The sequence below is a fragment of the Pedobacter sp. 01N310 genome, from assembly GCF_056399805.1.
The window spans coordinates 406,540-426,787 of record NZ_JBFTSB010000003.1 but is presented as its reverse complement, the minus strand read 5'-3'; the positions used below and the strand labels follow the sequence as shown (position 1 = coordinate 426,787).

Here is a 20,248-nt window from a genome sequence, read left to right as displayed (position 1 = left end):
ATTAGTTAACTGGCTATTGTGGGGCTGGACTTAAAGGCGTCGCAGCAAGTTATTTCGATCAGCAATGTACTTTAATCGATTCCGCACAGCCAACTTCAAACTAATCCTATCCCGGGTAATACTTTATATTTCCCGGGATAGGGTTGTTTTTATGGTAAAGTGGTTAAATCAACAGTTGGGGCTGTGCCGGTAGCGGTTCTGTTAAAAACCGTCCCGTAAGTCGTATAAGTAGCAAAGAAACCTCCGTTTTTCAGATAAAAGCTATTACCGGTAACGCCACCCTGGTAATCCATACGTTGCTCAGCTGATGCAGTGGCATCGTAGCTAAAACTGGCATTGGTAACCTCTGTCCAATTGCCACTACTGGTTTTATACCATTGATTGCCGTAGTTACAACTTCTTTGCAGGTAGCCCTGGTCTGGGTTAAAGTTCTCGATAAACGAATACATTCCTGTTAAATACGCCGTTGTATTTGGACGTTTCCATTGTGCTATGATCTTCCAGGTACCATTTTCGGGTGCATAAAACCAGGCCGTATAATCCGATCCGCCCGCACCATCGGGTTTGCCCTGCAATAAGAATTTATAGGTAGTACCCGCTACCCAGTTAAATAAGAGATAAGATTGTCCGCCTGTGCCTTCGCCACCGAACCCATTAGAGGTTATATCAGTTCCCTTCCTTACCAAAGTAGTGCTGCCGGTTGATGGATCCCATACCGAAAATAAAACCCTTCTTTCTGTAGCTGAGTTAACTTGCATGCCAAAGTACCCCCCGCTAAAACCATCGGCCATGAAATACGAACCGATTCTGTCTTGTCCGCTGGGCACATTCAGCTCACTGTAAAACCATTCTGTGCCCGATGGTACGGTGTAATTTAAATGGCACGATGGGCCTCTTCTCGACCAATAATAACTGGATACGGTATTGGCATATTGCACATTGGAAGCCACTGCAGGTCCGCTAATCACCAGGTCGGAAATGTCGCCATAGTAACTACCTGTTTTACTCACGCCCTGTATATCTACCCGTACATAGCCCGCAGCTGTAATATTTACGGTACCAATGGTAGTTGTGGTAGCAGTGGTACCGGTAATGGTTTTATTAAATACGGTACCATTAATAGTTACCTTGATGTTGCTGCTTCCTGAAGGTACGGTGCCTTTTACCGCTACAGTTAAACTTCCGGTAAGCCCTAAACGGAACCATACGCTGGTAATCGTGCTGGCTGATGTCCAGTTATGTAAACCAGTATCATTAATTAAGCCACCTGTGCCAGAGGTATAGGCATTACCACCTAAACCGACGTTTAGGGACGAACCGCCCAAACTTTCGGTAACTGCAATGGCGTTTTTAATTTTTGGTGTCTCTGTTTCCGCTGGGGTTTCTGTTTTTTTACACGAATACAAGCTTAGCAATAAGAGCAGGCCTGTGGCAAGTGAACTTGTTTTTTTCATTTTGGTTAGTATATGGTTGTTTATAATTAAGTTGCATCCATTTTGCCAATCTGCAATGCAGATGGTTTTTTGCTTAACCCAGCCTCATTTTCAACTGTCGGTATTTATAATTGTCACACACGGCCGCTAAGCCAACCCAAACACATTAGTGCAGTAAAAAACAAGGGATATTTTGCACTAACCATGATTGAAGTTAACGACTAACAATTGATAAAAAATTAAGATTCTCAGCGCAAACGTTTGCTCAATACAGGTATATTTTGCAAGGGAAAAAGGCATCATTTTATAGGTAATACAGCTTTTGTAAAGTTTGTAGTTGTAAGTAGTCTTAATATAGGTTTAACCAATCATTTTTGTTAAATGCTGTTTTAAACTATTTGATTTTAGTGTTTTATAGCTTTGTTTTTGAGCTTTTTTTGAATAAACGCAAACGGTTGTGCGAAGAATTGTAATTAATTTATTGATCATTGGTTCGCTGGTAATTAGTCAATGGTTCATAGTCGTATTCTTCATTGTGGGACCGCAAGTGGGCGCCAGCCTGTAGCGATTTCGGTAAAGCAATCTCATGAGGTGATTTATTTGTTCGTTGTTTAAATCGCTTAATTGCCGCTAAACGCCAAACTAAGAAATGTAACTAAAATCATTTTTTTCTCTAATCATTCTCACCTGCTGCACCTGCTCAGGGCCATAGTTTTGTATATATAAACTCTGTATATGAAAGCTATAGCTTACAACATCAAACCCGATGAAAAGGAATGGTTGGTACTGGCCAATTATAAAAAACACGACATTACCATAATTGCGAACAGTTTAACTATTGATACGCTTTCATTTGCAACCGGAAAGGAGGCCCTCTTGGTTTTTAACAACGATGAGCTAAGTGGGGCGATGATTCTGGGGCTAAAAGCCCTGGGCATAAAATACATTGCAACCTCATCTTCCGAAACAGACCATCTTGATTTAAAAGCTGCCGGTTCTGCTGGGATCAAAGTGGCAAATGTTCCTTTGGCATCTGGTGATGCCAACGCTAAACAACGGATGGAGCAGGTGATCAAAAACCTCGATCAATGGGCTGTGGGTAAATGTGTAGGTAGCGCGTGCTGCTGTCAAAACGAATGTTCTACCCTAAAAGTGCTTAAATAATGGAAACTTCTACACTACTTAAAAAATACAATGTTGCCACACCAAGGTACACCAGTTACCCAACCGTTCCTTACTGGGATATTGAAAATTTCACTGCAAATGGTTGGTTAGCCAATGTAGCCAACACCTATGAAAGCCATAAAGATGAAGGGATCAGTCTATATATCCACCTTCCATTTTGCGAGAGCCTATGCACCTATTGCGGTTGTAATACCCGGATAACAAAAAACCATGATGTAGAGGTACCGTATATAAATGCTGTACTGGCAGAATGGAAAATGTATGTGGAAGTTTTGAGGGAGAAACCTAAACTAAAAGAACTGCACCTGGGTGGCGGAACCCCTACTTTTTTTAGTGCAGAAAACCTGGGATTATTGATCAATGGTATTCTGCAAAATTCAACTTTGGCTGCTGATGCAGAATTTTCTTTTGAGGCACACCCAGCCAATACCACCAGTGAACACTTAACTATGCTGTACAGTCTTGGTTTTAAAAGATTAAGCCTGGGAATCCAGGATTTCGATCCTAAAGTACAGTTCCTGATCAACCGCTTTCAAACGCCCCGACAGGTAGCTGTAGTTATCGCAGAAGCAAGGGAAATCGGTTATACCTCTGTTAATTTTGATTTGATCTACGGTCTTCCGGGTCAAACAATTCCGGGCTTAGCGGATACTATAGGAGCGGTAATCGATATGAAGCCAGACCGCATCGCTTTTTACAGTTACGCCCATGTGCCCTGGTTAAAACCCGGCCAAAGACATTATACCGAAAAGGATCTTCCCCTGGGCGACGAAAAATTTGCGCTCTACCAATTGGGCAGACAATTGCTTGATGCCGCAGGATATAAAGATATAGGGATGGACCATTTTGCACTGAACAGCGATTCATTGTTCCAGGCGATGACTGAACAGAAGCTGCACCGCAATTTTATGGGCTATACCAATCAGCATACCCGTTTACTTATCGGATTGGGCGTGTCTTCCATCAGCGATAGCTGGACAGCTTTTGCACAAAACCCGAAAACGGTAGAAGATTATCTCAATAAAATTGAACAAGGTACGCTACCTGTAGAAAAAGGCCATTTCCTTACAGGTGAAGATCTTGAGGTAAGAAGACATATCCTTAACCTCATGTGCAAGGAAAATACAGTGTACAACGAAGGCATTCCAGAACAAGTGTATGGCAGGCTGTTGCCTTTATTACGCGATAAGTTGGTATGGGTAACCGAAAAAGAAATCAGAATTACCACCAAAGGGCGATCTTTTTTACGGAATGTGTGTATGGCTTTCGACGAGAAACTATGGCTCAAACAGCCCAAAACCCAATTGTTCAGTTCATCAATTTAAGAACAGTCTAAAATGGAAGATCAAAATAAAACCGCAACACAGGCCCTTTGTTATCATTGTGGCGAAGATCTGCCCAGGGTAAAATATCAGGCAGAAGATAAAGATTTTTGCTGCGCGGGCTGTATGGCCGTTTTCAAGATCCTTTCAGAGAATAATTTATGTAATTATTATGTGTACAATAACAATCCGGGCAGGCAATTTAAAAATGAAAGCCATTTAGAATATCTTGATGAGCCAAAAATTATTGATCAGCTGCTCGATTATAAACACGAAAGTTCGAGCATTATCACCTTTTATATCCCTGCAATACACTGCAGTTCGTGCATCTGGTTGCTGGAACACCTCTATAAAATCAACCCTGCTATATTCAGCTCAAGGATCGATTTTCTTAAAAAACAGATGACTATAAGTTTCAATCACGACGAAATTTCGCTAAGGCAACTGGTAGCAACTTTAAACCAGATTGGTTACGAGCCTTTGATCAGTCTGCAGGATGTTGTACAGGCACACAGCAGTTCGGTAGATAAAACTTTGGTGTTAAAAATAGCCGTTGCCGGATTTTTAATGGGCAATGTTATGCTCTTTAGCTTTCCGGAATATTTTGGTTTATCAGGTTTCGAGAAACAATTTCAATCCCTTTTTAGCTGGCTAAACCTTACGTTCTCTATCCCTGCTGCTTTTTATTGTGGTCGCGATTATTTTACCTCAGCTATAACAAGCCTTAAACACAGACATATTAACCTCGATACCCCTTTAGCACTAATTATTGCGGTGCTTTTCTTGCGCACTGCTTTTGAAGTTGTTTTTGGTACAGGCCCGGGTTTTGCCGATACCTTAACCGGTTTGGTGTTTTTGCTTTTAATGGGCAAATGGCTTAAACAGCGTACCTACCATCACATTTCATTTGATCGCGATTACCGTTCCTACTTCCCGATTGCGGTAACTACCCTGCAAAATGGTAAAGAAAAACCAGTATCCATAAACGAAATCAAGATCGGCGACCGGTTATGGATCAGAAGTGGCGAGCTGGTTCCGGCTGATGCCATTCTGATGAAAGGTGAGGCCTGGATGGATATGAGTTTTGTTACAGGTGAGTCTGATCCTGTACATAAGGTTTTGGGCGAAATTATTTATGCCGGGGGTAGACAAACCAGCGAGGCCATAGAGCTTGAAGTAATTAAACCTGTTTCGCAGAGTTATTTAACCGGTTTATGGAACAACGATAATTATAAAAACAATTCCGAAAAACAGAATTTTAACGATAGCGTAGCCAGGTACTTCAGCCTGGGTGTTTTTCTGATTGCATTTGCCGCTACCGGGTATTGGTTACTTCAAAACGATAGCCACAAGGCCTGGTCGGCATTTACTGCCGTAATTATTGTGGCCTGTCCATGCGTGCTGGCTTTGAGCACACCATTTACCTTATCCGCAATTTTATCGGTTTTTGATAAGAAGGGTTTTTATGTGAAAAACACCGATGCCGTTGAGGAACTTGCCAAATGCGATACCCTGATTTTTGATAAAACAGGTACGTTGACCAGTAATGAAAATGCAGAGATCGTCTTTAGCGGAATGATAACCGATGAAGAAAAGATTATTGTTGCCTCATTGTTGCGCAATTCTATACATCCCTTGAGCAGGCATATCATTAAGGCTTTAAATGTTGACCGGTTTTATTCGCTCAGCGATTATAAAGAGGTGGTAGGAAAAGGTTTGACGGCCAAAATTAACGGCCAAAGTATTTATGCGGGGCATCTTTCTATGCTGCCGGTCCAGGTACCATCTGCCGGGGAGAGCGGGGTGCATATTGTGATCGATCATGTATATAAAGGATGTTTTGATATCAGGCAACAGTGGCGGTCAGGGCTGGAACAAATGATTCTAAAACTTTTTCGATTCAATTTGCAGGTTTTATCCGGTGATACCGATAAAGACCGCTGGATGCTGGATACCATTTTCACGAAAAATACAACCATCAGGTTTCGCCAGAGCCCGCACCAAAAACTGGATGCTGTTCTGCTGCTTCAACAGCAAGGAGATAAAGTAATGATGTTGGGTGATGGCTTAAATGATGCCGGAGCCCTGAAACAGAGCAACTTTGGGGTTGCAATAACCGACAATATTAACAGTTTCAGCCCCGGCTGTGATGCCATTCTCAAAGGCAGCGCCTTAAATTATCTGCCAGATTTTATCCAGTTAAGTAAAGATGGACTGAAGATCATTAAAACAAGCTTCGCCATAGCCATCGCGTATAACTGTATTGGTATTTACTTTGCTGTGCAGGGCACACTCTATCCTTTGGTGGCCGCAGTACTGATGCCAATTAGTACGGTTACCATTATCTCCTTTACCACTTTGGCAACCAGGTGGTTTGCCCGTAAAAATAAACTGATATGAACATCCTTTACTTTTTGGTTGGCTGCAGTGTTTTAATGGCACTCATTTTTTTGGCTGCGTTTTTCTGGGCCTATAAAACCGGTCAGAACGATGATGTACATACCCCGGGTATCCGCATGCTTTTCGATGATGAAGTTGTTGCTGAAAAAAGTGAAGAAGATCACTTTTCTAGCTAAGCATCATCATCCTTTGTCTGTCCACTAGAGAATACCTTTGGAACACAAAACATACAAAAATTCAGCTTCTATTATGCAGTTAGAGAAATTTACTTACGATAACAAGATTGTTCGGAACTTTGGTATTGCCACCCTGGTATGGGGAATTATAGGAATGACCGTTGGCTTGCTTGCAGCCATGCAACTGTTTAAACCGGCAATGAACATGGGCAGTCAGTACACTACATTTGGCCGCATCAGGCCGCTGCACACCAATGCCGTAATTTTTGCCTTTGTGGGCAATGCCATTTTTATGGGCGTTTATTATTCCCTTCAGCGTTTGTTAAAAGCACGGATGTTTAGCGATGTGCTGAGCAAAATCCACTTCTGGGGCTGGCAGCTGATCATTTTATCGGCAGTAATCACCCTGCCGCTTGGCTTTACTACCTCACATGAGTATGCTGAACTCGAATGGCCGATTGATATCGCCATCACCATCATCTGGGTGGTTTTTGGCGTTAACATGTTCGGTACCATTTTTAAAAGAAGAGAGCGTCATTTATATGTTGCCATATGGTTTTACATTGCCACTTTCGTTACCATAGCCGTATTGCACATCGTAAACTCTTTTGAGCTGCCCATTTCTTTCATGAAAAGTTATTACGTGTATGCCGGCGTACAGGATGCATTGGTACAATGGTGGTACGGGCATAACGCAGTAGCATTTTTTCTAACTACACCTTATCTCGGCATGATGTATTATTTCTTGCCGAAGATGGCCGGAAGACCCGTTTACTCTTATAAATTAAGTATCCTGCATTTTTGGTCGCTCATTTTTATTTACATCTGGGCAGGCCCGCACCATTTATTATATACTTCATTGCCTGGTTGGGCACAATCATTAGGTGTTGCCTTTTCGATCATGCTAATTGCACCAAGCTGGGGCGGTATGATTAATGGCCTGTTAACCTTGCGCGGTGCCTGGGATAAGGTAAGAGAAGATGTAACCCTTAAATTTATGGTGGTTGCCCTTACCGCTTATGGCATGGCCACTTTCGAAGGTCCGTTATTATCATTAAAACAGATTAATGGGGTAGCCCACTTTACCGACTGGATTGTAGCACACGTACACGTTGGTGCTTTAGGTTGGAACGGATTTTTAACCTTCGGTGTACTTTACTGGTTAATCCCCCGCATTTACAAAACAGAATTATACTCGAAAAAGCTTGCCGGTTTCCACTTTTGGATAGGTACTTTGGGCATCCTTTTTTATGCTGTTCCCATGTATTGGGCAGGTTTTACGCAGGGGCTGATGTGGAAAGAGTTTACGCCCGAAGGTTTATTAAAGTACCCGAATTTCCTGGCTACCACACTGCAGATTATCCCGATGCATGTTTTGCGTTCAATTGGTGGTGCACTGTATTTAATAGGGGTAATTGCAATGACTTATAACCTGGCCAAAACCATGTTGGGGGCTAAATTACTTGCCAATGAACCGGCAGAAGCCATGCCATTGAGCAAAGTGATCATCGAAACCTCTCCCGCAGATAAAGCCTGGCACAGGATTTTAGAACGCAAGCCGATGAAATTTATGGTGCTCTCGCTCATCATTATCCTTATCGGGGGCATGGTAGAAATGATGCCCACTTTTACCATTCAATCCAATGTTCCAACTATAGCCAGCGTAAAACCTTATTCAGCGCTCGAACTTCAGGGGAGAGATCTGTACATCAGAGAAGGTTGCGTAAACTGCCATTCTCAAACGGTAAGACCTTTCCGTTCAGAAACTGAGCGATATGGTGAATATAGTAAAGCCGGAGAGTTTGTTTACGATCACCCGTTTTTATGGGGAAGTAAACGTACCGGACCAGATCTTCATCGCATAGGCGGGAAATATTCTGATGCCTGGCATTACAATCACCTGGTCGATCCTACTTCAATGTCGCCAGGAAGCATTATGCCGCCTTATGCCTGGCTCATCGAACAGAAACTGGACATTACAACCACAGCAAGCAAGATCAGGGCCATGCAAACATTGGGCGTTCCTTATCCCGATGGTTATGATAAACGTGCTAACGATGATTTAAAAGTTCAGGCCGAAAAGATTACACTCGACCTAAAACAGAATAACATTAAGGTTAAAAGCGACAGGGAAATAGTAGCCATTATTGCTTATCTGCAACGTTTGGGTACCGATATAAAAGCCAATAAAGAAATCATTCCTTCAAATCAATAAAATATGTTCAACCAGATCAAAGATTTAGCCGGTGGCGAAATATACCTCATCACCTCTCTGCTCATGTTCATGGTGTTTTTTGTAATCGTGGGTATTTACCTGCTCAAACTAAATAAAAAACATATCGAAGTGATGAGTCAGCTTCCCATTCAAGACAATCAACCTATTGCATATGAAGAAGATTAAACTTTTGTTATTGTTCCTGTTCATCTCAATTACAGCCTTTGCTGCTGATGAGAAAGCCGCAGCGCCCATAACATCTGCTCAGGCAGGCTTGGGGCTAAACCAGTCGGAAATACTGATTATAATCCTCCTGGTTTTTGCAGTTGTGCTTCTTGTTGTTTCAGTAAGCCTGTTAAATGCATTCAAGGTAATGTACCAGGAACAGTTAAATCCTACACCGTATACCAAACCTGTAAAAGAGCCGGTTTTGGATTACGATAGCTGGTTAAAGCAACAGCCTGTTAAACCTTCAATCTGGACAAAACTTTTAAGCTTAAGGCCAATTGAAGAAGAAAAGGATCTGGTAATCGATCATGCTTACGATGGCATTAAAGAGCTCAATAACCCAGTGCCGGCCTGGTTTAACTTCCTTTTCTACGGTACAATGATTTTTGCTGCGGCATATCTTTTTTATTACCACATTGGTGGCTATGGAGACCTGCAGGATAAAGAATACGAAAATGAAATGGCCAGGGCGAAGATAGAAAAAACAGCCTACCTCGAAAAATCGGCCAATACCATTGACGAAAGTTCGGTTAAGTTTGATAATACACCAACAGTGCTGGAAGAAGGCAAAACCGTTTTCACTACAAACTGTGTGGTTTGTCATGGCGATAAAGGTCAGGGCATCATCGGGCCAAATTTAACCGACGAATACTGGTTACATGGTGGAAGCATTAATAATGTATTCAAAACCATAAAATATGGGGTACCCGAGAAAGGAATGATCAGTTGGGAGAAAAACTTAAATCCAAAACAGATCAGTGCAGTTACCAATTTTATTCTGTCGCTAAAAGGGACAAATCCTGCAGGAGCCAAAGCTCCACAGGGTGAAAAATACGAAGCGAAAGATTTAAAAGACAATGAGATGAAAACACCAACCGACAGTGTGAACCAAGCCAATGTTACCAAAAAATAAAAAAGAAAATAAAGGCAGGGGCAGAAATTTTATCTATCCTAAACAGCCATCGGGCAGGTTGTATACCTACCGGAAATGGGTAAGTTATGTGTTGCTTTTATTTTTGTTTGCCTGTCCATTTGTAAAGCTTAATGGTGAGCAACTGGTACTGCTCAATTTTATAGAAAGAAAATTTGTATTCTTTGGATTGATTTTTACCCCGCAGGATTTTTACCTCTTTGCCCTTGCCATGCTCATTTTTATCATGTTCATTGTGTGCTTTACGGTAGTGTTGGGCAGGTTGTGGTGCGGATGGGCTTGCCCACAGACAATTTTTATGGAAATGGTTTTCCGTAGGATTGAATACTGGATCGAAGGAGATGCCAACAAACAAGAGAAACTAGACGAAGCAGGTTGGACCGCGGAGAAAATATTCAAAAAAGGCAGTAAACATTTTATTTTTCTGGTGATTTCTTTTGCCATTGCGAATACTTTCTTGGCTTATATGATCGGTTCTGATGTACTCTTTAAAATTATAACTGAACCGATTGCTGGGCATGCTTCGGGCTTTATTTCCATCTGGCTGTTTACATTTATTTTCTATGGGGTATTTACCTATGTACGCGAAGTGGTGTGTACGGTAATCTGTCCGTACGGTAGGTTACAGGGCGTTTTGTTAGACAATCAAAGTTTGGTAGTAGCCTATGATTTTACCAGGGGCGAGCCACGTGGGCATCTTCAAAAAAATGCTAATGAGTTAACAGCCGGCGACTGTATAGATTGTGGACTTTGCGTGCAGGTTTGCCCCACGGGTATCGATATTCGCGAAGGTACGCAGCTCGAATGTGTAAACTGTACGGCCTGTATCGATTCGTGCAATGAGGTGATGCTTAAAATAAACAGGCCCAAAAATCTGATCGGTTTTTTTAATCAGGATTTCATTAAGGAACGTAAACCCTATAAAATTGGCTTAAAATCTTACGGTTACGCTGCGGTACTATTTGCCGTATTGATGGTTTTTTCTTCATTGATTTACAGAAGAGAAGATATCCAGACTACGGTATTAAGAGCCAGCGGCACCTTGTATCAGAGCAGGGGAGCAGATAAAACAAGCAATCTTTATAATGCAGAGCTGATCAACAAAACCAATAAAGCGGTAAAGTTTACTTTCAGATCGAAGGAAAAGGGAGACGAAATTAATTTCATCCAAAAGGCTGATGTTTTGCCAAAAGAAGGCTCGGTACACCTCACTTTTTTTCTGATCAGGAAAAACAACTCCATTAAAAAATATAAAACCGATGCCATTTTCGAAATTATTGCCAATGGCGAGGTTTTAAGTACGGCAACTACAAGTTTTTTCGCGCAACCGGAAGGAATTGAGGATTGAATTAGAGAATGAGTGAATGAGTGAAGGATTGAATTTTGAATGATGAATGTGGAGTTATCGTTGCCATTCACTCATTCAATCATTCTCTCATTCAAAATTAAAAAAGAGCTATGAACTGGGGAACAAAAATAGTTTTGGGCATGCTTACATTCATGATGTTTATTGTGGGAATGGTAGTTTATATGTTTCATGTACACGGAAGAGATGCCCTGGTAGAAGAAAATTATTACGAAAAGGGAATCAATTATAATGCAGAATACAATGCCAAAATGAACGTTATAGACGATAATGCCAGTCCCAAAATTACCATTACAAAAACTCAGATTATCATTCAGGTAAAAGATAGTGCAAAATACGATCTTGTTTTAATGCGGCCTGCCAATAGCAACGATGATGTTAAGTTAAAGGGACAGACCTCAGGAACGGCGAATCTTATTCTGGTTGATAAAACTAAAATGCCCAAAGGAATGTGGTTTTTAAACCTCCAGTGGCACTCCTCAGGAAAGGATTATCTGTTTAAAAATAACATCACCCTATGATGGATTTTTTGCCATTGGCATTTTTGATGGGGCTTTTCGGAAGCCTTCATTGCGCCGTAATGTGCGGGCCGATTATGCTGGGTATGCCATTCGCGAAACAGGATTTCTTTCGAAGTGGATTTCAGCTTTTGTTGTACCAATTTGGCAGAATTGCCGTATATACTGTGTTAGGATTGTTGGTGGGTGCCTTAGGGAGCAGTATCCGCATCTTTAGCGATCAGAAAATGCTGAGTATCTTAATCGGTTCTATACTGATTTTATTTACAGCGCTACAGTTTAATGCTGTTTATAGAAATAGGTTTTCTAAGTTCCAGTCATGGGTACTCAATCCGCTGAGCAGGCTTATGGGAAAGGTATTCAATTTGCCATTGTGGGGATTGTTTGCCGGAATGCTTAATGGCATCATCCCCTGCGGGATGGTTTATCTGGCACTTGCAACTGCTTTAAATACTGGTAGTATTAAATCTGGTGGTACTTTTATGTTCCTCTTTGGATTGGGTACCGCACCACTGATGCTCATGATTTCGTTAGGCGGGATCTTCCTGAAGAAATACATCCGCTTTAATACCAACAAACTTATTCCCTGGTTTATGTTTTTTATGGGAGCATTGCTCATATTACGGTCGGCCGATTTGGGTATTCCCTTTATATCCCCCAAAACTATAAATGCCTATGGACATGTTATAGACTGCCGATAAAAAATATCCATAGCAGAAATCCCAAAGGCTAAGCGCTATGGATAAATTGGCAACCTGTAAAGATTAAAGTGCCATACTGTTTACTTTGGCTAATATCCCATCTGGTACTTTTGCCGCAGGGAAAGCTGGAATCCGCAGACTGGGTAATAAAAATGGTCGGACAGATGGATGCCGAAGGTTTTGGGCATTGCTCCAATATGGAGGCCTGTGAGGTAGAATGCCCTCAGGAAATATCGGTTCTGCACATCGGAAGGATGAATTATGAATATAATAAAGCATTGGCACTAAGAAAATAAAGAAATGATCATCATCGCAGCTTACCTGGTAATTGCCGTTTTAGTCTTGTATGCCCTTTTGGTGCTGCTATCCAATTGGCGCTATAGAATCCAGCTTAAAAGATTGTTCTCTATCCGGGATAAATCTGCGCCAAGGGTTTTTAAAATTGATCAGCTTTTAGCTCTCCCAACTCCGGTTGAGAAATATTTCAGACTGGTGCTCAAAGAAGGTCAAAGTTACCCCGGTACCATCCGTTTAAAACATGGCGGCCAGTTTAAAATGGCTTTGGATAAGCCATGGATCCCGATCCGTGGTGAGCAGTATTTTACCACAGTTCCCGCTGGCTTTATCTGGAAAGGTAATACAGCCCTGTTCAGTGCAAGGGATATGTATATAGGAGATAAGGGAAAACTGGAGGTTTTTCTGTTTAATGCATTGAAGATTGTTAATGGCAAGGGTGATAAGTTCAATCAGGGCGAGCTGCTGCGATGGCTAGCGGAAAGCGTATGGTTTCCGACCAATCTTTTGCCGGATGAAAATAAGCAATGGTTCGCTATTGATTCAAAAAATGCGAGGCTCAAAGTGGAAATTAATGGATTGGTATTAAATTATCTGGTCTGCTTTAACGACAGGGGAGAAATTGAAAGCCTGTCAACCAAAAGATATATGGCAGAAACGCTTGAGACCTGGATTATTAATCTTTCTGATTACCGCGAAATCAATAACATTATTATTCCCACCTTAGCAGAAGCAAGCTGGAAACTAAAAGGGATAAAATATCCATACGCAAGGTTTGAGGTAAAACAGATAGAATACAATAAGTCCTTCCGATTTTGAAAAAATATCGATTATCCAAACCATGTTAAGACACTTCGGAGTTAAAAGAACCTATGCGCACAATTTGAAACTGGCAGTTTTACTGAGCCTGACCGCGGGTTTTGTAAACGCAGCTGGGTTTCTCGGTTTTTCGGCACTGACGACAAATGTTACCGGACATGCTGCGCTTTTTGCCGAAGGCATTGCCAGACAGGACTGGGGAATGGCCAGACTCATTGCGATCTGGATGATGCTTTTTCTTGCCGGAGCTTTCACGAGCAGCCTGATCGTTAACAAAATCGGCCACAACGCAAGGTTCTCTTTTACCATTCCTATCGTGCTGGAAATTATCATACTGATATTTTGTGCGTTCTCAGCCTTTGTAAAAACCCTGAAGTTCTCTAACAATTTTTTCGCCGGGTCCCTGCTTTTTGCCATGGGGCTGCAGAATGCTTTGGTTTCGGTAATTTCTGGTTCAGTTGTAAGGACTACCCATCTGACCGGGACCTTTACAGATTTGGGGATAGAGCTCGCGCAGCTGAGAAAAGATAATTACAAGGCTCAGGTCGAGCTCCTGTCTAGGATTAAACTCCGGGTTTCTATAATCCTCTTCTTTATGCTCGGTGCGCTATCAGGTGCATATTTGTATACCTGTATTAGTTTCCGCTCGTTTTTGATCCCCGGATCAATGCTCTGTTTTACCCTGCTGTATGATGTTTTTCGTCTGAATATCAAAAGATACTATTCTAATTTTCGCTACCGAAGAAGGGATAAGATCAAGGAAGCACCGGGCGATGGAAATGAAGTGTAGAAATAGCGGTTACGAAGTGTTTAGCTGGTGATCTGGATTCATCTATGCTATCTCTTAGGGATAGTGAACAGCCAGCTTGATAGGTAGCGCTTAAGGCAACGGGTGGGATGACTTGTGCATTTCACGATATAACTAATAAAATTTTCTATTGACATTAATCTGTTAATTTAACGAAATCGCAAGTCTGTCCATTGTTTTGGGCCGAGGCACTAAGACTTGCGCTAGATGGGAAATCACTTATTTATTTTTATTAGCGCTGTTAGCGTTATGCGGCCAATGTTCGACCCTTTTTTGATATTGTGAGGCTACAGTAAATTTCGAAAATTCGTTAAAAAATAAGGTTGAAGGGCAATATCGGAAAAAGAAACTACCATAAGTTTTTACGAACCAATGTGCTATTGTGAACTCTGGTGGCGAATTACAACTTCTTCAATCCTGCCAAGACATGTGTATAGTATTTATCTTGAAACTGGTAAATGCAAATTTATACATGTCATTAATTAGCTGATCTCCAACACTCAAAAGTTATTTCAGACGATAACGTCTATATTCTGAACACTGAGCATAATCACAAAAAAACACAATTACTTTCAAAAGGTAACTCCTCACTTATTGAATGAAGGATCTCTAATTTTTAAGTGAGGCAATTTTCACATTTTTAATTACGTTTTTTTTCGACCTTAATAGTAAGTTTTCAACTTTTAAATCGGGACGGAAAGAAATCATAGTGCGCTGACCAGCAATTTCAGTATCAATTAATGACCCGCCAAATTTGTCTTCATATTTAACAATCATTCTAACTGTAAACGGTTTATCTGTACCAGACAAATTTTCAATCGCATAATTACGCACACTGTTTGGTGATCCCCCCTCATGTAAGGATTTCTCAGTACCAGAAAAATTCTGAAGCTGTCCATTTCCATATTGTGCCCTTTTATATTTTGGACTGATTTGAACTTCAGAAGCATGGTCTTCACTGTCTGCGCCTAGAAAAAGTGCGCCTAGTTTTCCATTTAATTCAGTGCCCGGTTCTACATCGAAAGTCAATAGGAACGAAGAAGACCCTGTAGGAAATGTAGAAGTTTTTTTAATTTCTTTTGACAGTAACCTTTCTTTTTGGATTGCAGGTATGATCTCGTTCATCCACTTTGTTCCAATTCTGCCGTCGGGAGCCTGGACCATTTCATGTATAGCTAGTGTTCCACCCCAAGCTGCTATTGGAATCCAGCCAGCCAGCAAAAACCGGCCGTTGCTTATTTCTGTTACGGCTGGCACATTCATTCCATTGTAAAAGTCAAGCCCTGCTTTAACGCCATCTACAAATCTGTCCGCTGTTGCACCTGCTGGTTTTGACCAAAAACCGGTAAAACCACCAATAACGTAGTCATAACTTTGCCAGCGAAAGAAAAATGTACAATCGCCGCCAGGAGGGAAGTTTGGATTTACGGATTGCCAGCCACCATTAATGGACTTGGATTCCCACGTCCCTTTTGCTCCATAATTTGCCAACATGCGCAAGCGTCCCTCCGGATCTGTATAAACACTAGGGTTTTCGCAAGGATGAAATAAGATTTTTGATTTCTTGAACTTACTGATCCCATCTTCACTAATGGAATAGGTGGATCCAGCAGGATAGCCAGGAATGGTGTCGTATCGGAAAGAACCCGTAATGCCATGTTTATTGTAATAATCCCACTGTAAAGGCAACATGGTTTGTTCCTTAGGGTAAATCCGTGTGGTATGCAATCCGTAACTGATACAAAGTTTATTGTCAAAGATAAAAGGTGTACCAGTTCCAAACGCCTCCCATTGCTCCTCTATAGGCGTGGCGGCATCGTGTTCAACCCAGGTTTTAAAATCGGTGGTGGAGAGGTGCTCAAAATAATGGCCTCCTTTTCCAAATTTGCTGGCGTGACCACGGCGGTCAAATAAATAGAATAAATGGTAACGTCCCTTATAAAATAAAGTAGCAACATCTCCCACCCAGGCATTATGTCCCTGAGGCGTCCAGTATTGAATTTCAGCCACAGTTCTGGGTTTTTTCAAAGCCACTCTTTGCGGCTGCATTCCTGGGAAAAAAATTTCCGCTTTTAAAACAACTGAAGGATCTATGCTCCAGGTGCTTTGTTCGCCCCATTTTGGATATCCTATGGGGAAATCATTATCAAGAAGCTCATTATCAACGTATAAAGTCCACCGAACTCCGGAAAAATGAAGTACAAGCTCATGTTCTCCATTTAGTTTTTTCAACATCCCTAAAGGAATACCCACAGACATATCCCGTGGACCATTAGGCTCAGTTGGAGAATGAAGCCGGAGAGACGCTTCTAATGCTGGGTCAGAGCCATCTGGCAATAAATAAGCAGGATAGTTTTGACGTTTTCGATCCTTAGCGTCGTGATGAAATATTGTCACTTTTAACACTTCAGGGATATCAATAAGTGTCTTATTCGCACTTCCTGCTTTAAGATTGACCAGTAATTTTATGGTAAAGCTACTGCTATCTGACGGGGATTTGAAAATTGCGCTTCTTGTTTTTGACGAAAGCGTACTTAGCGCAGATCCTCCGGTAAATGTCCACGGTGTTGAGCGCAATATCAATTTAACAGCCTGTTGTTTTGATTGTGCGTAAAGCGTCACGGATAGTCCCATCATCAATACCAGGCAAACCGATATTTTAGTGATTAATTTCATATCTTATAATTTTAGATTTTCCAATTCTTTTAGAATTGTTGATTTTCTTTATTAATTTTCTTCTCTTATCGTAGCAGGTAACAGGTTCGAAAGATAAACATTAACCTAATTGATACTGATTAACTAAGTGAAAATTATTTGCTAATCTAATTCGTTCTAGCATCTCCCATCTAGTCTAGCGTCTCGCTAAAACCAAAGTCAAGGTAACACACTGGGTTATTTTTGAACGGGATTACCAATTAATTGAACGAATAAACAAAACCCCTTAACCTTACTATACCCACTTTTGTAAACAACAATTACATAACAACATAAAAGGCTATGGGACTATCAGGTTTAGGAATTTTCATACCATAATTGGTATCGCTGCCATTGCAGCGGCAATCATTTCATTTGTACGCTTTGGCAAAATTGATTTAACGCATCTTAGTGGTAAAATATACTTTATACTACTGCTGTTACGGCTTTAACTGCATTGGGAATCTCCAAACGTGGAGGCTTTAATCCCGGGCATGTTTTTTCGGTATTCATTTTTATTTTAGTGACGGTGGCTTTTTGGCTTTCGATAAAGCGGAGTACCAATAATCAGGCCCGCATTATTATCTCGTTTTAGAAAATGTCAAAAATGTAATTGCCGATATTAAAATATTATCTTTGTTTGATCGGATATGACTGTAAGACAGTGATAATTTCATTGTTGGTCTTTCATCCAACCGCCAGCCGTCCTTAACCATAAACCAATAATTGCTTTGCAAAACTAAAAAAATGCCATTGAATTCTTTTTCACGTTCCCTATCTCTTGCACTTTTTATCGTATTGATATTTTCCGCTAAATTATCTGCGCAGTCCGGAAATACTGTTCCAGAAAAACTTGCCGATAGAATTAAGGAAGTTGAAAAGAACCTGGGGCTGTGGGCTAAAGATCTTAACAGTAAGAAATACGATTTACAAGATAGGATGGCTAAATACAACATCAATGGAGTAAGTATTGCAGTGATCAAAAACTATAAAATAGATTGGGTAAAGGGTTATGGTTTTGCTGACGTTAATCGTAAAAAGCCCGTGACTATCAATACATTGTTTCAGGCCGGATCAATAAGCAAATCACTGAACGGGGTTGGTATTTTAAAACTAGTTCAGGATAAAAAACTGGACCTTAACACTGATATAAATGATCGTCTGAAAACCTGGAAATTTCCCTATGATCAGGTATCCAACAATAAAAAAATAACCCTTGCAAATCTTCTTAGCCATACTGCCGGTTTGTCGGGTCACGGTTTTAGTGGATATACCAAAGGCGATCGGATCCCGTCTATCTATGAAACACTTGATGGAAAAAAGCCTGCAAATTCGGAACCTGTACGCTCGGAAGATGAGCCAGGTAAGACTGCGGTATATTCCGGAGGAGGGATTACTATTTCACAGTTAATCGTGACTGACATTACTGGCGAGCTATATCAGGATTATATGTGGAATCAAATACTAAGACCTATGGGCATGACAAACAGCTTCTTTAACCAACCGCCAATTAGAAGTAAAGAGCGCTTTTTGGCAGTGGGATATTCATCCGATGGGAGCGCAGTCAATGATATCGGTCATAATACCTATCCCGAGCAGGCAGCCGCAGGCCTCTGGACAAATCCGACCGACCTTGCAAAATATGTTATAGAAACGCAGTTAGCTCTGGAAGGAAAATCTGAAAAAGTATTAAACCAGGAGATGACACGCTTAAGGCTTACGCCGTTTATTGATGATGAAAGTGCCTTAGGTGTATTTATAAAACAAAAGGGAAGTGAAAAATATTTCACACACAGTGGTGGAACCAATGGATTTATTTCTGAGTATATAGGCAGTTTTGAAAATGGGAATGGCGTAGTTGTGATGACAAACTCCGGAAATCCGGGAATCTCAACGGAAATTTTTAATAGTGTAAGTCAGATATATGGTTGGAAAGATTTTTACCGTCCTGTTGAAAAGAAGACCACTTCATTAGCAGATTCTGTGATGCGGAAATATATAGGGAAATATATGTGGTACGGAAAACCAGCATTTATCGTTATGGAAAACAATGAACTGTGGCTAAATACCCCAGTTAAAAGCAGGATAAATTTCACATCTGATGTTGATTTTTACATCAACGAAAAGGAGGGTGATTATAAATTTGTTACGGATTCAAATGGTATCGTTACTGGCTTTGTTAATTCCAACAACCGAAACTTTGACAAATTGTAGTAATTAAACAGTTATCTTTTTTGAAGATTTGCTCTCCTTTGAAAGAACTTCGAAAAATATGCTTGAAGGTCGGTATCGGAAGAAGAAGTTTTAAACTTTATTAATACAGGTTTGACTTATACTTCAATGTTCAAACAGTTTTTATAGAGAGATTGCCTATGCTGGTCTATACTATATTTGCTAAAGCTGCTTTAGCCTTGTTCAGTCCTGACCGGATACGGCTTAGGGTCTCCATTCTCATTCCCAGAAAGGAGGCAATGTACTTGAGTGGTACGCGTTCTAACAAACGCGGGTAGCTTAGGATAAACCGGTCGTAACGTTTTTTCGCAGTGGGCAGCCTACAGATGAATGCCCGCTCAAATGCGCTCCGATAATGGATTTCCATTATTTTTCTGCCCACGTAATTGACAATTTCAAACTGTTGGTATAATAACTTCGACATCTCATGGGGTACTGCAATGGCTAGTACCGGCTCAATGGATTCGATATATTCTTCAGATACCTCATCTGTCCATAGGTTTCTGATTGTTCCGGCAAGTTCATTCTCAATGGCAATCCAGGTGGTTATTTTTTTACTGCCCACCTTCAGGTAACCATGGGCGGCACCTTTAATGATCAGGAAAATATAATGGTTACGTTTTAGTGGAGAAGCAATATGCTTGTGCTTGGCGAAGCGGACGGGGAAAGTCTGTGCATTGATGATCGACTCTATGGCCTCATTTAATGGATGAAAATTCTTGAAAAGAGATATTAAGGGGGATTGAAAACCGAAGTTTTTCCATTTATCCTCCTCATCTACAGGAGTTAAGTTCATTGATGATCAAACCTAAGGTATTATATCTATATAAAAGGATTATTGGGCGAAAGGTTATTCCTTTGCGGAATAATCGAATCGTTGAGGCTACTTAAATTCTTTTAATGTTGTCACAGGAAGTTATAAAGGA

The 20,248-nt window shown here is 41.0% G+C and carries 17 protein-coding genes; 14 read left to right on the top strand and 3 right to left on the bottom strand.

Going from position 1 to position 20,248, the window contains the following annotated elements:
• Positions 1-149 precede the first annotated feature (149 nt).
• Positions 150-1,454, bottom strand: coding sequence for a DUF3472 domain-containing protein (locus AC1DNH_RS09775; protein ID WP_477609911.1), 1,305 nt, complete (start codon positions 1,452-1,454; stop codon positions 150-152).
• Positions 1,455-2,168: 714 nt separating this feature from the next.
• Here AC1DNH_RS09775 and AC1DNH_RS09770 point away from each other — a divergent pair.
• The 13 genes from AC1DNH_RS09770 to AC1DNH_RS09710 all read left to right on the top strand — a co-directional run bounded on the left by AC1DNH_RS09770 (position 2,169) and on the right by AC1DNH_RS09710 (position 14,378).
• Positions 2,169-2,597 carry a lactate dehydrogenase gene (locus tag AC1DNH_RS09770; RefSeq protein ID WP_477578562.1) on the top strand — a complete coding sequence of 143 codons (429 nt, stop codon included), beginning with the start codon at positions 2,169-2,171 and terminating at the stop codon, positions 2,595-2,597.
• On the top strand, positions 2,597-3,943 hold the full coding sequence (hemN, locus tag AC1DNH_RS09765; RefSeq protein ID WP_477578560.1) for an oxygen-independent coproporphyrinogen III oxidase: 1,347 nt from the start codon (positions 2,597-2,599) through the stop codon (positions 3,941-3,943). Before AC1DNH_RS09770 ends, hemN begins: the two co-directional genes overlap by 1 nt.
• Before the next feature lie 12 nt (positions 3,944-3,955).
• Positions 3,956-6,340: a heavy metal translocating P-type ATPase gene (locus tag AC1DNH_RS09760; RefSeq protein WP_477578558.1), complete on the top strand. Its 2,385-nt coding sequence runs from the start codon at positions 3,956-3,958 to the stop codon at positions 6,338-6,340.
• Positions 6,337-6,516, top strand: coding sequence for a cbb3-type cytochrome oxidase assembly protein CcoS (ccoS, locus tag AC1DNH_RS09755; protein WP_029278967.1), 180 nt, complete (start codon positions 6,337-6,339; stop codon positions 6,514-6,516). The genes AC1DNH_RS09760 and ccoS overlap by 4 nt, the downstream gene beginning before the upstream one ends.
• 73 nt (positions 6,517-6,589) lie before the next feature.
• Positions 6,590-8,731 carry a cytochrome-c oxidase, cbb3-type subunit I gene (gene ccoN, locus AC1DNH_RS09750; RefSeq protein ID WP_477578556.1) on the top strand — a complete coding sequence of 714 codons (2,142 nt, stop codon included), beginning with the start codon at positions 6,590-6,592 and terminating at the stop codon, positions 8,729-8,731.
• Positions 8,732-8,734: 3 nt separating this feature from the next.
• Positions 8,735-8,917 carry a hypothetical protein gene (locus tag AC1DNH_RS09745; RefSeq protein WP_477578554.1) on the top strand — a complete coding sequence of 61 codons (183 nt, stop codon included), beginning with the start codon at positions 8,735-8,737 and terminating at the stop codon, positions 8,915-8,917.
• Positions 8,904-9,872 carry a cbb3-type cytochrome c oxidase N-terminal domain-containing protein gene (locus tag AC1DNH_RS09740; protein ID WP_477578552.1) on the top strand — a complete coding sequence of 323 codons (969 nt, stop codon included), beginning with the start codon at positions 8,904-8,906 and terminating at the stop codon, positions 9,870-9,872. Before AC1DNH_RS09745 ends, AC1DNH_RS09740 begins: the two co-directional genes overlap by 14 nt.
• Positions 9,856-11,238: a cytochrome c oxidase accessory protein CcoG gene (gene ccoG, locus AC1DNH_RS09735; protein WP_477578550.1), complete on the top strand. Its 1,383-nt coding sequence runs from the start codon at positions 9,856-9,858 to the stop codon at positions 11,236-11,238. The genes AC1DNH_RS09740 and ccoG overlap by 17 nt, the downstream gene beginning before the upstream one ends.
• A gap of 110 nt (positions 11,239-11,348) precedes the next feature.
• Positions 11,349-11,777 (top strand): FixH family protein, encoded by a 429-nt coding sequence (locus tag AC1DNH_RS09730; RefSeq protein WP_477578548.1) that lies wholly within the window; start codon positions 11,349-11,351, stop codon positions 11,775-11,777.
• Positions 11,774-12,475: a sulfite exporter TauE/SafE family protein gene (locus tag AC1DNH_RS09725; protein ID WP_477625350.1), complete on the top strand. Its 702-nt coding sequence runs from the start codon at positions 11,774-11,776 to the stop codon at positions 12,473-12,475. Before AC1DNH_RS09730 ends, AC1DNH_RS09725 begins: the two co-directional genes overlap by 4 nt.
• A gap of 152 nt (positions 12,476-12,627) precedes the next feature.
• Positions 12,628-12,771 (top strand): hypothetical protein, encoded by a 144-nt coding sequence (locus tag AC1DNH_RS09720; protein WP_477578545.1) that lies wholly within the window; start codon positions 12,628-12,630, stop codon positions 12,769-12,771.
• Positions 12,772-12,775: 4 nt separating this feature from the next.
• Positions 12,776-13,588, top strand: coding sequence for a DUF6544 family protein (locus AC1DNH_RS09715; RefSeq protein ID WP_477578544.1), 813 nt, complete (start codon positions 12,776-12,778; stop codon positions 13,586-13,588).
• 22 nt (positions 13,589-13,610) lie between these two features.
• Positions 13,611-14,378 (top strand): YoaK family protein, encoded by a 768-nt coding sequence (locus tag AC1DNH_RS09710; protein WP_477608843.1) that lies wholly within the window; start codon positions 13,611-13,613, stop codon positions 14,376-14,378.
• A 627-nt stretch (positions 14,379-15,005) separates the two neighbouring features.
• On the opposite strand, the gene AC1DNH_RS09705 is transcribed toward AC1DNH_RS09710, so the two are convergent.
• Positions 15,006-17,072: a glycoside hydrolase family protein gene (locus AC1DNH_RS09705; RefSeq protein WP_477608845.1), complete on the bottom strand. Its 2,067-nt coding sequence runs from the start codon at positions 17,070-17,072 to the stop codon at positions 15,006-15,008.
• 957 nt (positions 17,073-18,029) lie between these two features.
• Between AC1DNH_RS09705 and AC1DNH_RS09700 the strand changes: the two genes are divergently transcribed.
• On the top strand, positions 18,030-19,304 hold the full coding sequence (locus AC1DNH_RS09700; RefSeq protein ID WP_477625349.1) for a serine hydrolase domain-containing protein: 1,275 nt from the start codon (positions 18,030-18,032) through the stop codon (positions 19,302-19,304).
• A 166-nt stretch (positions 19,305-19,470) separates the two neighbouring features.
• Here the strand turns inward: AC1DNH_RS09700 and AC1DNH_RS09695 are convergent, their stop codons facing one another.
• The gene (locus AC1DNH_RS09695) at positions 19,471-20,118 is read right to left on the bottom strand and encodes a Crp/Fnr family transcriptional regulator (RefSeq protein ID WP_477578536.1); all 648 of its coding nucleotides are present in this window, start codon (positions 20,116-20,118) and stop codon (positions 19,471-19,473) included.
• Positions 20,119-20,248: the final 130 nt, after the last annotated feature.